We start from the raw sequence: 15,430 nt of genomic DNA, 5'->3' as shown, positions 1-15,430 counted from the left end.
CTCTACTACTCCCAAGGCAGATACAGCGAAGCCGAACCCCTTTACATCCAAGCTTTGGCACTCACGCGTCAACTGCTGGGTGAAGAACATCCAGATGTTGCCTCTAGCCTCAACAACCTAGCCTTACTCTACTACTCCCAAGGCAGATACAGCGAAGCCGAACCCCTTTACATCCAAGCTTTGGCACTCACGCGTCAACTGCTGGGTGAAGAACATCCAGATGTTGCCTCTAGCCTCAACAACCTAGCCTTACTCTACTACTCCCAAGGCAGATACAGCGAAGCCGAACCCCTTTACATCCAAGCTTTGGCACTCACGCGTCAACTGCTGGGTGAAGAACATCCAGATGTTGCCTCTAGCCTCAACAACCTAGCCTTACTCTACTACTCCCAAGGCAGATACAGCGAAGCCGAACCCCTTTACATCCAAGCTTTGGCACTCAGGCGTCAACTGCTCGGAGAGGAACATCCATCTGTCGCCACTAGCCTCAACAACCTAGCAGTACTCTACGACTCCCAAGACAGATACAGCGAAACCGAACCCCTTTACATCCAAGCTTTAGCACTCAGGCGCAAGCTGCTGGGTGAAGAACATCCAGATGTCGCCACTAGCCTCAACAACCTAGCGTATCTCTACTACTCCCAAGGCAGATACAGCGAAGCCGAACCCCTTTTCATCCAAGCTTTAGATATTTTTGAGCGACAGTTAGGGGTGAATCATCCTAATACTGTTACTACTGATAACAATTTAGCATATCTTCGCGATCGCCTAGACTAAAATTCATATTAAATTAAGTAAATGCCTGATTGCTTACTCAAAAGCAGCTTTTACTTCTTCAAAAGCAGCTTTTAATTTGGCATTTCAGTGTTTTCCACAAACAAAAGCAGCTTTTACTTCTTCAAAGGCAGCTTTTAATTTGGCATTTTAGTGTTTTCCACAAACAAAAGCAGCTTTTACTTCTTCAAAAGCAACTTTTAATTTGGCATTTTAGTGTTTTCCACAAACAAAAGCAGCTTTTACTTTCTCAAAAGAAGCTTTTACTTTCTCAATTGCCTGAATGTTTTCTCATTTGAGTAATTCACGCATTCATTTTGGTATATCTAATGATGGGCTTGCATCCGGTGACAATGCGATCGCATCCCAATACGTTTGGATAAGGTTTTTTGATGACAAACCCTAGATCACAAAGACGCGATAAATCGCCGTCTCTACAAAGGACTAATTTTTGTAGAGACGGCGATTTATCGCGTCTCTTGCCTTAACCGAAACGTATTGGATCGCATCCGACCTAGCGTAATTGGGTTATCAGCATAAAAAAATCGCCCCCTGAATTCAGGAGGCGCGTTACCAAGGTGGTGGAAAGACGCGAAATGCCGCGTCTCTCGTTTTAGCTAGCAACGTATTCTTTAACATTGGCACGACGGCGACGCAGATGAGCCAAAGCCTGATGTTCCAACTGGCGGACGCGCTCACGGCTGAGACTCAATCTCTCGCCCACTTTCGCCAATGACATTTCGTTACCATCCTCTAAACCAAAGCGTAAGATTAAAACTTCTCGCTGCTGCGGGGTTAGTTCTGCTAACAAATTGTTCAAGTCTTGGCGTAAGAATTCCTGGTTGGTGTAATACTCTGGTGATGGCCCGTCATCTTCGAGCATTTCTTGCAACTCAGTATCCTGGTTCTCGCCAACTTTCACATCCAAAGATACTGGTTGACGCGCCATATTCAAGTATTCGCGGATCTGAGCAGGTTCTATCTCCAGTTCTTTGGCAATTTCCGCCGGAGTGGGCGATCGCCCCAAGGTTTGAGCCAACTCGCGCTGCACTTTCTTGATTTTGTTCAGTTTCTCGGTAATATGAATCGGTAAGCGGATGGTGCGGCCTTGCTGGGCGATCGCGCGGGTAATCGCTTGGCGAATCCACCAGTAAGCGTAAGTCGAGAACTTATAACCCCTGATTGGGTCAAATTTCTCTACACCCCGCTCTAATCCTAGTGTTCCTTCCTGGATCAAATCCAGAAATTCCATATTCCGCTTTTGATACTTTTTAGCAATAGCAACTACCAAGCGCAAATTCGCTTCGATCATTTTTTGCTTTGCTCGCTTACCTTGCGCTACCGTTTGTTGTACTTCGGTTTCCGATTGTTGAACCTGGTCAGCCCACTCTGACATATTCGGCTCACGTTGCAGTTTCTTCGCCAAAACCTCTTTGGCGTCGATGAGCGTCATCATTTGTTGCACCTGCTTCCCAAAGACAATTTCTTGTTCACGGGTTAGCAGTGGTACACGACCAATTTCTCGCAGATAGGTTCGCACCATATCAACCGTGAATTTGGTGTTGAGATTTTCCGTTTGGGTGTTGACAGTAGGCATTGGTGCGTTATCCTCTACTCCGTGAACACAATATATGTTTTCTTACTAAAGTTGATTGAAAAAGGTAGTACATCTATCAGTAAATATGTGAACTTACCAGAAGCAATTAATCAATTGATACAGCCGTTATGAAGACTGTAAACCCTTGGGATAGGTTTCCCCACCTTCCCTAAATTTTTTAATCTCTTATAAACATGCTGAGTTCTTTTTGAGAATTCTTCTTTTGAGTAGTTACTGGTACTAACTAGCAAATCCGAAGTCGGTATGAGTTCTGTTTATCTTTATAATACGATAAATCAGACAGATAGTAAAGTATCTTAAGATGAAGCTTGTAATTATAATTCAAAATTGTCCGTTTGCGAAAATTTTTTAACGTTCCTTGAAATTATTGACTATATCTATGGTGACGCTAAAAACCCCTCTTCTGTTGCTAAAAACTAGCCGGATAACCGAACTTAATTTGCAGTGATGATAGAGGGATGTTACGAATTAGTCATTAGTCATTAGTCATTAGTCATTTGCAAAGGACAAAGGACAACTGACAAATGACTATTTAGAATCCAAGGTCAGCTTTGGCTAGTTCGGCGGCTGCGAATACTTCTGCGTCAGGTTTTTCTTCCCAGGCTGGCTCACCAATTTCTTCGTAAAAAGTTGCGTCGTAAGGACGGGTACGCACTACTACTGGCATCGGAACGGCGTGACCCAATATTAAAGCTTGTTGTTTAGAGTCTAACTTTGCCAACACTGATCGCAATCCGCCACCACCAGATACACCTGTAAAAATTGCGTCAATATCTTTTTCATCATTGAGTAAAGCAGTAATGCGAGTCCCAATTTGGGACATAACTTCATTATCTATGCCTGAAGGACGTTGATCAACTACCAAAAGTGTGACGAAATATTTCCGCAGTTCACGGGCAATAGTCCCAAAGATAGTACTCTGTACCACTCCTGGGTCAAGGAAACGGTGCGCCTCTTCAATGGTAATCATCAATGGCGTGGGGCGATCGCAAGGATTTTTGCTTTGCAGGAATTTATCTGCTTTTTTGACGTAATGCTCGTGAATTCGTCGGGTGATCATATTCGTCACCAGCATATAAGAAAGCATATTAGACTGGGAACCAAATTCTATCACAACATTCTTCCCAGCTTCCAGGCACTGGACAATTTTACTAATGTAATTCTGGGGGCAAACAGCTCGCATATACTTCAAGCTATCCATCCGCAAGAGTTTGCGCTGCAACGCCATAATCGAGCCTTTGTGTCCGCGCTTCTCGTCACAGAACATCTCGATTTCTTCGTTAGTCATATTCAGCAACTGGACAATCCAAGACTTACCAAACTCGCTATATAGAATATTGGCGTTATCCAAAGCTGCGTCAGATAGTCCTAAATCTCGACTACATAACTTAATATCTTCAACTTCAATTTGCTCGTAGCTCAAATAAAGTTCTTGAGCATCACGCACACCCCGGCGCTTTGTCGATTCGGGGTCGAGGGTGTAAACTTCAACCTTACTAGGAAATAGTTGCTTTAAGCCTTTAACAGTACTGACGTTCTTACCTTCAGCAACGGCTTCCCAGCCATACTCAGAGTGCATGTCAAAAATTAAGTTTACTGCCGCATTTTTACGGATAACGCCAGCTAATATTAAGCGTGTTAGAAAGGATTTACCAGTACCAGATTTGCCAAAAATCCCATTACTACGTTCCACGAAGCGATTTAAATCGATGCAAACTGGCACATCCATATCCAAAGGTTTTCCGATGGAAAAATTGCGCCTTTGGGGGTCATCTTCCCAACCGAATACCCGGCGAAAATCGTCAACACTTGCTTCGTAAACTTGACTGAAGTGGCTCGGAATCGTTTTAACAGGCAACAATTCCATTGTAGTACTGGTTTGTGGCACAAATGAGGCCAAACCCGTCACTGATGGGAGAAAGGGATTTGCCGATTTGCCATTTGTTGGGGAGAAAGATTCTTCCGATTCGGGAGTGAACATCAACATCGGCGCGAGGTTGATAGTACCATAAGTACCACTTCCGGCTAAAACATCTCGTAAAAAAGTGTCTTCCCAACTGGGAGGATTAGCAATAATTCGCGCATTAGCTGCTCCCAATGCTACATCTGTCAGCATACAAAAAAAGCGCGATCGCATCCCTTGCACTACGAGAAACTTGCCCACTCGCATATCTTCTACAGAAATGTCAGGATGCAATCGTACTTCTAACCCTTCAGTCAGAGAACCTTGAATAACCGAACCTAATGGCTGTCCCAAATTCATCTGATTAATTACATGATTGTTGATGCGGTATCTTAATGTTGAATTTTAGATGGATAGTGCAAAACTTGCGAATTTGTCACTAGCTAGGAGTTAGCAATGCTGAGTGTAAGGCAATGCCCAATGCCCCATGCCCAATGCCCAATGCCAATTACTTAGTCAATTTGAATTGAAGTTCGCGCACCCCCGGTTACTGGAGTCGTACTGATTATTGGTTTGCGGAATTGAGTGTAAAGGCGATCGCGCCAAGTGAAGAATGGTTCATAATTAGGATTTTCGGCTAAAATTGGCAATCCTTTGCCTCTGATAGATGCAGGTAAATCCAGATAGGGGCCGGAGGGGAACTTCAGCAATATCGACAAACCTGCTACTGCCAAGTCAGCTAAAGTCGGCTCATCTCCTGTTAAATAAGGACTATCTGCCAGTAATAATGTTAACGCTTCCAAGTCTTGTTTTAAGGATGCGATCGCTGATTGGATCACATCTGGGCTATAACCTACCCCAAAACCAAAGACTGTTAGTAAGTCACTAGGTACTCCTTCAACCACACTTTTAAGTATATCTGGCATCGAAGTAGGTAATAAAGACTTGCGGAAATTTTGATCTTGACTTATGGCAGCAAACAGCGCTTTCCGGCTTTTTAGACCTATGGACTCATCCGCCCATTCTTCTATTAATAAGGTCAAACCCCGTTTTTTGGGATCTTGCGGTATTAATGGGCGGTCAGGATACTCTAAGTCTAAATACTTAGCAATTTCCGTAGAATCCGCAATATATTTATTACGATCCTTTAATACTGGCACTTGTCTTTGACCAGTGAGCCGGAACAGTTCTACTTGTCCAATCCCTGGCGTAACTTCTATTTTGCGGTAATCTAGTCCTTTAAAATCTAGAATTAGGCGCACTTTCTCTGAATATTGAGATAGTTCCCATTGGTATAATTCCAGCATAGTGTATACCTTGTAACTGGTCAACTTTTTAACTTTATAATTGTATCTTTAGTTAAAGTAATTTTTATTGTCTTAGTTGCTTAATTGTCTATGTAATTGACATTAGGGTTAAACTTAAGCCTGATTTTTCGCAAAATCATATATCTTAAAAAGATTATTTTCTGATTATTGAAATATTAAATATAGGATTCCTGGTTAATTTTTGAAATACACGTAGGTGAGTCAGTGCGTTGATGTTAGTATTAGTGAGTAACGAGCGCCCGTAGGAGCGTCGAACGCATTGTCAGCGTAGCGGTAGCGAGTAATTGATTGGGACACTGCCCACCCTAGACTACTTAAAATTTTTTCCAAATGATTTAGGATTCCTATATTTCAATTCAGTATACATAAATAAATCTAACTTTTCAGTCATGAGTCTTCAGCAGTTGCTTTAACTTTCGACACCCCTAGCCTACGTTCATATATCTAGGTACTTAATCTCCGTGCTTTTGTTGAATAATCAATGCTTAAATCGGAAATATAGCAGGACTTACGCAAAGGTAACGTATTTCCGTCATTGCGAGGAAGCGTTCGCGCTTGCGTCTCGTAGAGAAGCAATCTTATCAAGACTAGGATTGCTTCACTACACTGCGTTTCGTTCGCAATGACCAATCATTGCTGCGTAAGTCCTGTATAGCCCTGATTTTGTAGGAGATTTAGTATTTTTAAATCAACTATAAATTCCGTAAAAACTGGATATAAATTTGCTTTTTAATATACTTTCTATCGGAGCTTATTGTAACTTCTAACTTGTAGATATTAGATTTTCTAAGTTTCTTAGAGTTTAGACTACACCAAGGGAGCTTTTTAACTCCTTTTGATGCGACGAAGAAAATCTGCTCAATTTACATGAAATATGTGCTAAATATATTTAATAGTTATCAGCGTGAGCCGAAGTTGGATATTTAACCTTTCCAGCAAAAGTTATTTTCGGGAAAAATCTTACTTCCCTACTTAAAATTAGACTTTGTGCATAGCAAAATGTTATAAATCTTTATGTAATGTGTGTACCAAAAAGACAAACAAAATTTATGAAGACGAATTACAGCAAATTGCTGACCACGTTGACAGCCATAGCAGGATTCAGTAGTTTCAGCCTTCTTATTACTTTACCATCTGAAGCGAAAGAGGCATTAAATCCTAACCCCAGTATTTTCAACGAAGCCCCCTATAATCAGAACCAACGCCTTCAAGTAAAGGCTCAAGACCCATCTGCTAATGCTACGTCAGAAACAGAAAAAGGCAATACCAAACGCCAAGAAGTGGCGCAGACAAGTGGTGGAATACTAAATCCCAGACCAAGTATTTTCAACGAGCCTCCTTATAACCGTGGTAGTGCTACACCTAGTGAAACTACTCCCGCCACCCCAAGTACTATCCCTGACGAGCAACCCACCACACCAGACACTCCAGCCACTGATACACCTACTACAACTCCACCAGGCCCAGGGGCAACCGACAACCAAGGCCAAAACTTGTTAGCCTTGGCAGAGTCAAACGCTTCTTTTACAACCTTAACCAAGGCTTTAAAAGCAGCAGGATTGACCGGAGCTTTACAAGGCAAAGATAACTTAACTATTTTTGCACCCACTGACGCAGCTTTTGCTAAGTTGCCACAAGATGCTTTGCAAGAATTGCTAAAGCCAGGTAACAAAGAAGTGTTGCTCAAGATTTTAACTTACCATGTCGTATCTGGTAAAATATTATCCACTGATTTGAAGTCTGGCGAAGTTAAAAGCCTTGAAGGCGGCACAATCAACGTTAAAGTTGACCCTGCTAGCGGTGTAACTGTCAATGATGCTAAAGTTACTCAAGCAGACATCACAGGTAGCAACGGTGTAATCCACGCAATTGATCAGGTGATTTTGCCTCCTGACTTGTAGTTTTTAGTTACAATTACAAGCTGTAACACAAATAGTATACCTTCGCAGGATTCAAAGTTTTGAAAAGTTCTGAACGGAGCAAACCTCCGCTCAGGCTTTCCACGAAATTCCAATTTTAGAGACTCGTGGCTTTGAGATCAAACTGCTGAATGCTCATCATGTGAAAACTTTTCCCGGTTGTAAAAGTTATATTTTGGATTGTTAATGGCTGCAACAGTGACATAGTTATAGACTATTGTCAGGTTCTTTTAGTGCCAAAAAGCAGGTTTGCGTGGATATATTCAGCAACAGGATGGATTAATTACTTCCTTCCTGGTAAAAGATAAAATTACTTGTTTGCTCTCTACCTGAAACTTCTTGGTTTTTCCTTAAGTTTTTCGTGAGCAGCCAAAATAATTTTTTCGGTTTCTTCCCAGTTAATACATTTATCAGTTACAGAAATACCATATTTTAATTCTTCTTTTTTACCAGTAATCGGTTGACTACCTTCATACAAATTTGATTCCAGCATTAAGCCAACTATTGATGTATTGCCATCTAATATTTGCTGAATAACATTTTCCAAGACAACAGCTTGTAATTTGTAGTCTTTATTTGTATTGCCGTGGCTACAGTCAATAACAATTCTTGGTGGTAAGTTTGCCGCTTTTAATTTCTCTTCAACCAATTTAACATTTGCTGCATCAAAGTTTGGTTGAGTACCACCCCTTAGAATTACATGACCGTAAGCATTGCCTTTGGTTTGAAATACGCTGACTTGTCCGTTTTGATTAATTCCCAAAAAACTATGCGGGTTTCTAGCTGATTCTAGGGCATTTAAAGCTACTTGAATATTGCCGTCAGTACCGTTTTTAAAACCCACAGGCATCGAAAGTCCACTTGCCATTTCGCGATGAGTTTGTGATTCGGTCGTGCGTGCTCCAATAGCAGACCATGTAATCAGTTCACTAATGTATTGAGGTATAATTGGATCTAGTGCTTCTGTGCCAGTAGGTAATCCCAACTCGGTAATTTTTAATAACAGGTTCCTGGCAATTAATAAACCATTTTCTACATGAAAAGAATCATCCATATCTGGATCGTTAATTAATCCTTTCCACCCTACGGTTGTTCTTGGTTTTTCAAAGTACACTCGCATAATTAGTAGTAGGTTGTCCTTGACTTGCTCAGACAAGACTTTCAACCTTTCAGAATATTCAATCGCTGCTTTTGGATCGTGGATTGAGCATGGCCCAACTACGATAAATTTTCTGCGATCTTTAAAATCCAGGATATGTTCTATTTCCTGCCTATATGCTAAAATTTTTTGTTCAGCTAATGCTGTTAAAGGTAATTTTGATTTGATTTCATTGGGAGTTAATAAAACGCGATCGTCGTCGATATTAGTATTAAATAATTGGTTGGGCATGGCGCGGCTCCCGTAATTTTATATCTACAACTTTAAATAAAGAGTGTATCACAAACACATTAAATTTTAAAATGCTATTGGACTACTAATCTGCCAATAAATAACTGATGGATGCGGTTCGGATATCCACACAGGCAAAGCGCATCGGCAGTTCCCAGATGCCTTTGGTGAAATTGCCCGCGATCGCCAGAATGCCAGAATGAGATTATTATCTTTACGGGTACTGGCGACCAACTGACAGCTTCGGAAGCGTTGCAAATTGGCATTGGCAACTTGCGTTTAAGTCAAAGCTTTGACATTCTGTAGCTTTCAGCAATTGCCTGACTGCACACCCGGCTGAGATAATTTACCAATATCAATAGGACGGGTATTAGTAAGTAAGCAAATCAGCGTTGCTCCTAAACTATACACGTCTGATGCCTTGGTGGGGAAATCACCAATCGGAGCAAAATCTTGGCATCAGTAGCTTGAATCTTTATATAGAGCGATAAATCGCTCACTACAAACAAAAGTTTTATCTTACATCTAAGCTTACTTAAGTTGATATTTGATTGGTATAACTTTGAGGTTACTAATTATATTTGCTAAAAAATTTACCTTCTGAATTTTATCACTTTATTGGTTAACTCCTTGTCCTAGTAATAAAAGTAACTGTTTCTCTTTGGTTTCCATGTTACTTGTAGATTAACTGCTTCACTTCAAGTGAAACCATACAAATGAATCTCAACTCGCAGACTTTTAGCTCAACCCGTAAACCTAAAACTTTCAATAATCCAGAGCGTTTTATTGAAGGATGGTATTGGGTAATACCCTCTCAAAATCTGCGGGTAGGTGAAGTAAAACCTGTCACGATTTTGGGCAGAGAATTAGTTATTTACCGTGGTAAAGACAGAAGAGTAGTTACTTTTGATGCCTACTGTCCGCACATGGGCGCTCACCTTGCGGAAGGCAAAGTTGAGGGTAATGCACTACGTTGTTTTTTTCACCACTGGAAGTTTGATGCTGAAGGGATGTGTATTGATATCCCATGTTTAGATGCGCCACTTTCTTTAAAGTTACAAACTTGGCCCACTGCTGAGAAGTACGGAATGATTTGGGTTTGGACTGGAGAAATACCACAACAACCCTTACCTTTTGTTCCAGAGTTAGAACAAAAGGAGTGTGATATCACCATTCATTCTCATTTCGTAATGAACTGTCACCCGAATGTGGTGATGATTAATGCGATTGATGCTCAACACCTCAATACAGTTCACAAACTGCCAATAGAAATTATTTTTGAAAGACAGGAACTGAACGAGAATGCTATTATCTTCAGTAACACTACACCTATCAAAGACAATTACTTTTTCATTAAGCTAATCCGTCTTTTCTACAAAAATGTCATAACTTACAGTATTTGCTATTGGTACGGTAGCATTGGCATTGTGACAGTTGGCCCTGATTTCTTCCATATTCACATGATGGTTGTAGTTCGCCTTCACGAAGGGGGAAAAACTGAAGGTCAAATCCTGTTTATGACTAAGAAACGTAAAGGGGTTTTTGGTTGGTTATGCAATCGAGTTGTGTTATCGCTGACTAAGATTGCAGGTAAGTACTTTCTCATGGGTGACATCAAGATTGTCCAAACAATTCAGTTTGATTTGAAAACTCCCATCAAAGTAGATCAGTCAATCATGCAGTTTATTAACTATGTTGAAAAACAGCGATCGCTAATGTGGGGAACTTGGCAAGAAGCGCGATCGCGTGATGTAGAGAGCAAGCGTGAAAAATGGCGAGACACAATGAGTAATGACTAACATCATATCTACATACTCATAATTTCGCCAAATCGAAGTCTACGGCTATAAATGCATACCCAGAGAGTACAAAGCCGTATCTTAACAGGCTAATTATTTTATAGTCAATGAAACGAACATGACATAACAACTAATAAAAGTTAAAAGTTTAACGAAATTACTTTTAACTTTTAATTTATTTTTTACTGGACTACCATATCAATAAAAAGAAGTGGCAAAGCCACTTCCTAATTCCCAGGTAGAACCTAAGTCATGAGTATAACGACTACAAAAATTTGAAATCGTATAAACAGACACCAATTAACTGAATATTTCTATATTTACAAACGAATACTGCGGCTTCCAGCATAAATTAACACACCAGGAACGGGGACTGTTGACGCTAAACCTAAATTGATGGGTTTGAGGTGTTCTGGGATGTGTAAAATCGGAATGGGGCGATCGCTAAACTCTAATTATTGAGAGTGTTAAATATAAGTAATATTTAACATAAATGAGTAGCTGTACTGGGGTTGTGATAGCGTATTATAATACGCTGCAACAATCTTGATTTTTTCAAGCAATCGTACTGATGAGTGAGCGATTGCTGACTGATTGCTTTATAGAAAGAAGTGCTAGCGGCTTTGTCTCAGCTACTCAATTGAATGATATACTTACCATGCTGAATCCAAATTATCAGAGAACCGTTAAGGAACTGCATAAGTTAGCCTCTATGTTTTGGCCTTCAGAATTATCTAGACAAGAAGCTGAACTTAGCATCATTCCAAAACTTATTGAAACTCAAGACCAATTTATTGCCATTTTGAGCGTTGATGTGTCTAGCTTAGAAGGATTATTTCAAATTGTTAATTCTTCAAATATGTCAGCAAATCTCTTCCTAAAACATTTACTCGTGCTAGCTGACTTTGGCGGTGAAATGCTTCAGCGATTAAACAGTCAATTTAACTCAATCTTCCCTTTGGCAAAGTTAGATTATTTATGGAATACACAAAATTATAACTATAGCTTTCGAGTTTTGCCTGTACTAGGTCAACTTAATAACACTAAACTTGGTATCAGTGGCAAAAAATTACTAGAAAATCAACCTCTTTCGGAACTGCACAAAGACATAATAGCCGTAGTTTTGTTTAGTGGTAGTTCTATTGATGAAAAAACAGCAGAAATACTAGCAAAGTGTGAAATCGGTAACTACATTGGTCTACCAGATAAATTGCAAAAATTTATTAAGCAAAGATATATATGGGTTAGTCGTATCACTGCTGGCTCTCAATCAAATACTTTAGGGCAAATTACTCAAACTTTGGTTAAAAAATATTTAGAAGACAACCTTGATATTCCTAATATTAATATTAAGGCAAATGGTCATTTACCTGGCATAAGTCATACCGAATCTAATGATCGTCCGACAACGTTTGATATTGTGGCTTCTAAAGAAGATAAGTATGTAGGAATAGAAGTTAGCTTTCAGGTAACTACAAATAGTGTGATCGAGCGTAAGGCAGGACAAGCTAAATCTCGCTTTGAGCAAATTGAAACACTTGGATATAAAATAGGTTATGTCTTGGATGGTGCTGGCAACTTCCAAAGAGAAACTGCTCTAAGAACAATTTGTTCATATAGTCATTGTACAGTGGCATTTTCTCTTAAAGAGCTTGATGTGCTTTGTAGTTTTTTAAAGGAATATTTTTTATAAAAACAAGTAAGCCTACGTAATATATTAAACTTTGGGATAAAAATATCTATGCCTAAAATTCGGTTTGTGGATTTATTTTCAGGAATAGGGGGAATTAGATTAGCCTTTGAACAGGCGGCTCGTTCTTTAGATATAGAAACTGAATGCGTTTTAAGCAGCGAAATCAATTTAGATGCTCAATTAGTTTATGAAAAAAACTTTGGTCAAAAAGCTTTAGGTGACATTCGATTAATTGATCAACTACCAGAACATGAATTTTTATTAGCTGGATTTCCTTGTCAATCTTTTTCTCATGCTGGCAAAAAAGAAGGGTTTGTGGATACGCGAGGTACGCTATTTTTTGAAATAACAAGATTACTTGATACCTATAAACCACAAGCTTTTATTTTTGAAAATGTCCGAGGGCTTTATAGTCATGATCAAGGGCAAACCTTAGCAACAATTAAGCATGAAATTCAAAAAAGAGGTTATAGTTTTCATGCTTTTTTACTTAATAGTGCAAACTTTGGCTTACCGCAAAATCGTGTCCGCATTTATATGGTAGGAATTTTAGATGCTTCTCCCACTTTTGATTTGATTTCTGATGTGGGGCCTAAAGACTCCCATTCATATAATCCTCAGCAGTTATCTTTGTTTTATCCACCACAAAAATCTGTGACTGTTGCCGACATTTTGGAAAGTAATCCAGATGAAAAGTATGATTGCTCACCAAAGTTTGTCAACGCATTGAAACGAATATTTAATAATGATTTAAATCGCTTACATGGGATAAGGTTGATTGATTATCGGGGTGGAAACTCTATTCATTCCTGGGATTTAGGATTGCGTGGCGAGTGTAATGCCGAGGAAATTGAACTGATGAACCGTTTCATCTTAAAGAGACGGAATAAAGAATTTGGACAAGAACAAGACGGTAAACTCTTAACTAAAGAGCAAATAGCTAGCTTTTTTAAACATCCCAATTTAGGGGAAATTTTGAATTCACTGGTTACAAAAAAATATCTAAAACTTATTAATGATAAATATAAACCTCTATCGGGTAACTTTTCATTTGAAGTCTATAAGTTTATAGATCCAAATAAGATTTCGGTAACATTGGTTGCTAGTGATGCTAATAGATTGGGAGTTTATCACAATCAGAGAGTGCGGCGATTAACTCCGCGAGAAGCTGCAAGGCTCCAAGGTTTTCCTGATAGCTTTATACTTTATCCCAATGATGATAAAGCTTATTATCAACTGGGAAATTCTGTGAGTATTAATGTAGTAAAAGCTGTGGCTCAGGAAGCGATCGCCTTTTACTCCCTGGCATTTATGCCATCTCCAGCAACACTATCCCAAGCTGCAATTTCAGCTTGATACTCTGGATCTTCAGCATCCAGCTTGAGCGCTGTAATCATTTCTGCTGCTAAAATTCGGCGGCGGTGTTCTGCCAGCAATGTATTGATATATGCACTACGATTTCCTTGTGCATACTGATCTACAAATTGTAGAATGTCTTCTTTTAAGCTAATTGTGACTTTGAGCATTTGGATAAATTTTTAGTATGATTTTATTATCATGTAATTTGCTAAGTCTATGTTTCGGAAAATAAGACATCTTCATAAATATCCGTTAAGGAACAGGCAAAATTTAGGCTGATTAACTGTAATTCTTGATTTCCTTTATAACTATATAAAACCCATCTTCCCTCAGTATTACGACGAAAACAATCAACACGTTGGCGGGTTTGACTAATTAAGACGTATTCTTGAAATACTTCTAATTCTTGATAATCAATAAATTTATCTCCTCTGTCAAAGGCTTCCGTGGATGGAGAAAGAACCTCAATAATTAAACAGGGATAACGTTTAAAATATTCAAACTTTATATCTCTTTGGTCGCAAGTAACCAGGATATCAGGATAATAGAAAATATTTAGTGATTCAATGCGAGCTTTCATATCTGTAGCGTAAAGGCGACAACCTGTACCACGAACATGATTTCTCAAAAGGGCAATGAGATTAGTTGTAATTGTCACATGGGCATCACTCGCCCCTGACATTGCATAGATTCGCCCTTGAATATATTCGTGTTTATTCAGGCTGGATTTTTCAGCTTCTAGGTATGCTTCTGGAGAAAAATAAGGGTGAAATTGGCTAAGAGTCATAAGCAATTCAAAATTCACTATTTTCAGCAATTAATATCAATCTTCTGTCTGCAATAACCAAAAGCCACTGTAAGTCATCCCGGAATCATCGGGTTGCACTAATAAAAAATGCAATCCTCGGCAATGCTTTTTTCGCTGTTCAAATGTTTGGGCTGCTGTTGTAACTTCTGGATCTTCAAATGTGGCAACAATCCATCTATCCACTAAGCCAGCTTCTAATATCAAGCCATTCGGTGCGCCAGAAATGTAGTTTAATGCCACAGTACGGGCTTGCTGTAACCACCGTGCTAAGGGCATCGATCGCCTGCCACCATAAATTACCACACCGGGGACGGGGACTGTTGATGCTAAACCTAAATTGATGGGTTTGAGATGTTCTGGGATGTGCAAAATCGGAATGGGGCGATCGCTAAATCTCGTTTCCACATCACTAGCAGCTAGAGTCGCAAAACGCCATTGTTCTCCCCAGAGGTTTTCTGGTAATGGTGCTGGGGGTGGTTTATCCAGCGTTGAGGGATACTGCTTTTCTTCTAACCACTGCTTTAATGCCAGAGTGTGGCGGGTAGGTTCGACATTAATACCTAAATTGCGTCCAGCCGCCTCAATTAAACTTAGAGACTGAGGACGAAATACCTGAATTACATTGGGTAATTTTTCCCCAGATGCTAGCTCAAGTTGAGCAGCAACCCAACTCGAATTCGCTGCTGATTGGAGACAGGTAGCTTCATATTCAAAACTGCGAGTTGCGTCACAAATCAACAACTCCCATAAAACTTGTCCAGATGCATCTGGCAACGGACGACGATAAAAATCAACCTGCCAAATTTTCATAGGTGGGGAGTAGGGAGTGGGGAGTGGGG

General features: G+C 39.8%; 13 protein-coding genes. 5 read left to right on the top strand and 8 right to left on the bottom strand.

The window, feature by feature from the left end; all coding sequences use genetic code 11:
- On the top strand, positions 1-777 hold a 777-nt coding region (locus F8S12_RS19860; protein WP_196517815.1), incomplete at its 5' end, for a tetratricopeptide repeat-containing protein.
- A 610-nt stretch (positions 778-1,387) separates the two neighbouring features.
- Here F8S12_RS19860 and F8S12_RS19855 read toward each other — a convergent pair.
- The 3 genes from F8S12_RS19855 to F8S12_RS19845 form a co-directional block, all read right to left on the bottom strand.
- Positions 1,388-2,371 (bottom strand): RNA polymerase sigma factor, RpoD/SigA family, encoded by a 984-nt coding sequence (locus tag F8S12_RS19855; RefSeq protein WP_196517814.1) that lies wholly within the window; start codon positions 2,369-2,371, stop codon positions 1,388-1,390.
- A 553-nt stretch (positions 2,372-2,924) separates the two neighbouring features.
- Positions 2,925-4,655, bottom strand: a complete 1,731-nt coding sequence (locus tag F8S12_RS19850; protein WP_196517813.1) for a helicase HerA domain-containing protein — start codon at positions 4,653-4,655, stop codon at positions 2,925-2,927.
- A 152-nt stretch (positions 4,656-4,807) separates the two neighbouring features.
- The gene (locus F8S12_RS19845) at positions 4,808-5,602 is read right to left on the bottom strand and encodes a glutathione S-transferase family protein (protein WP_196517812.1); all 795 of its coding nucleotides are present in this window, start codon (positions 5,600-5,602) and stop codon (positions 4,808-4,810) included.
- Positions 5,603-6,672: 1,070 nt separating this feature from the next.
- Between F8S12_RS19845 and F8S12_RS19840 the strand changes: the two genes are divergently transcribed.
- Complete coding sequence (locus F8S12_RS19840) at positions 6,673-7,524, top strand: fasciclin domain-containing protein (protein ID WP_196517811.1); 852 nt, start codon at positions 6,673-6,675, stop codon at positions 7,522-7,524.
- A 343-nt stretch (positions 7,525-7,867) separates the two neighbouring features.
- On the opposite strand, the gene F8S12_RS19835 is transcribed toward F8S12_RS19840, so the two are convergent.
- Positions 7,868-8,932, bottom strand: a complete 1,065-nt coding sequence (locus tag F8S12_RS19835) for a 3-deoxy-7-phosphoheptulonate synthase (RefSeq protein WP_196517810.1) — start codon at positions 8,930-8,932, stop codon at positions 7,868-7,870.
- Between the two features lie 74 nt (positions 8,933-9,006).
- A complete protein-coding gene (locus tag F8S12_RS19830) occupies positions 9,007-9,198 on the bottom strand; it encodes a hypothetical protein (RefSeq protein ID WP_196517809.1) in 192 nt (63 codons plus the stop codon).
- 450 nt (positions 9,199-9,648) lie between these two features.
- Here F8S12_RS19830 and F8S12_RS19825 point away from each other — a divergent pair, with 450 nt between their 5' ends.
- From F8S12_RS19825 to dcm, 3 genes are all read left to right on the top strand, one after another.
- Entirely contained in the window at positions 9,649-10,731 is a 1,083-nt protein-coding gene (locus F8S12_RS19825; protein WP_196517808.1) for an aromatic ring-hydroxylating dioxygenase subunit alpha, read from the top strand.
- A 571-nt stretch (positions 10,732-11,302) separates the two neighbouring features.
- Positions 11,303-12,424 carry a restriction endonuclease gene (locus tag F8S12_RS19820; RefSeq protein WP_230968128.1) on the top strand — a complete coding sequence of 374 codons (1,122 nt, stop codon included), beginning with the start codon at positions 11,303-11,305 and terminating at the stop codon, positions 12,422-12,424.
- A 48-nt stretch (positions 12,425-12,472) separates the two neighbouring features.
- Positions 12,473-13,780 (top strand): DNA (cytosine-5-)-methyltransferase, encoded by a 1,308-nt coding sequence (dcm, locus tag F8S12_RS19815; RefSeq protein ID WP_196517807.1) that lies wholly within the window; start codon positions 12,473-12,475, stop codon positions 13,778-13,780.
- Here the strand turns inward: dcm and mazE are convergent.
- From mazE to F8S12_RS19800, 3 genes are read right to left on the bottom strand one after another with little or no spacing between them, the layout of a single operon-like run.
- Positions 13,720-13,950: a type II toxin-antitoxin system MazE family antitoxin gene (gene mazE, locus F8S12_RS19810; RefSeq protein WP_196517806.1), complete on the bottom strand. Its 231-nt coding sequence runs from the start codon at positions 13,948-13,950 to the stop codon at positions 13,720-13,722. The genes dcm and mazE overlap by 61 nt on opposite strands.
- Positions 13,951-13,997: 47 nt before the next feature.
- Positions 13,998-14,570 carry a Uma2 family endonuclease gene (locus F8S12_RS19805; RefSeq protein WP_196517805.1) on the bottom strand — a complete coding sequence of 191 codons (573 nt, stop codon included), beginning with the start codon at positions 14,568-14,570 and terminating at the stop codon, positions 13,998-14,000.
- Positions 14,571-14,606: 36 nt separating this feature from the next.
- Positions 14,607-15,401: a Tab2/Atab2 family RNA-binding protein gene (locus F8S12_RS19800; RefSeq protein ID WP_196517804.1), complete on the bottom strand. Its 795-nt coding sequence runs from the start codon at positions 15,399-15,401 to the stop codon at positions 14,607-14,609.
- Positions 15,402-15,430 lie beyond the last annotated feature (29 nt).

Source organism: Nostoc sp. WHI, assembly GCF_015714725.1.
In the GTDB taxonomy this organism is placed as follows: domain Bacteria; phylum Cyanobacteriota; class Cyanobacteriia; order Cyanobacteriales; family Nostocaceae; genus Nostoc.
The sequence above is the reverse complement of the archived record's forward strand: the minus strand, read 5'-3'. Positions and strand labels throughout refer to the sequence as shown.

What these genes read in the sequence shown, in the direction of transcription:
- F8S12_RS19855 (WP_196517814.1), bottom strand. Translation starts at nt 2,371, where the DNA reads ATGCCTACTGTCAACACCCAAACGGAAAATCTCAACACCAAATTCACG.
- F8S12_RS19850 (WP_196517813.1), bottom strand. Translation starts at nt 4,655, where the DNA reads ATGAATTTGGGACAGCCATTAGGTTCGGTTATTCAAGGTTCTCTGACT.
- F8S12_RS19845 (WP_196517812.1), bottom strand. Translation starts at nt 5,602, where the DNA reads ATGCTGGAATTATACCAATGGGAACTATCTCAATATTCAGAGAAAGTG.
- F8S12_RS19840 (WP_196517811.1), top strand. Translation starts at nt 6,673, where the DNA reads ATGAAGACGAATTACAGCAAATTGCTGACCACGTTGACAGCCATAGCA.
- F8S12_RS19835 (WP_196517810.1), bottom strand. Translation starts at nt 8,932, where the DNA reads ATGCCCAACCAATTATTTAATACTAATATCGACGACGATCGCGTTTTA.
- F8S12_RS19830 (WP_196517809.1), bottom strand. Translation starts at nt 9,198, where the DNA reads ATGCCAATTTGCAACGCTTCCGAAGCTGTCAGTTGGTCGCCAGTACCC.
- F8S12_RS19825 (WP_196517808.1), top strand. Translation starts at nt 9,649, where the DNA reads ATGAATCTCAACTCGCAGACTTTTAGCTCAACCCGTAAACCTAAAACT.
- F8S12_RS19820 (WP_230968128.1), top strand. Translation starts at nt 11,303, where the DNA reads ATGAGTGAGCGATTGCTGACTGATTGCTTTATAGAAAGAAGTGCTAGC.
- dcm (WP_196517807.1), top strand. Translation starts at nt 12,473, where the DNA reads ATGCCTAAAATTCGGTTTGTGGATTTATTTTCAGGAATAGGGGGAATT.
- mazE (WP_196517806.1), bottom strand. Translation starts at nt 13,950, where the DNA reads ATGCTCAAAGTCACAATTAGCTTAAAAGAAGACATTCTACAATTTGTA.
- F8S12_RS19805 (WP_196517805.1), bottom strand. Translation starts at nt 14,570, where the DNA reads ATGACTCTTAGCCAATTTCACCCTTATTTTTCTCCAGAAGCATACCTA.
- F8S12_RS19800 (WP_196517804.1), bottom strand. Translation starts at nt 15,401, where the DNA reads ATGAAAATTTGGCAGGTTGATTTTTATCGTCGTCCGTTGCCAGATGCA.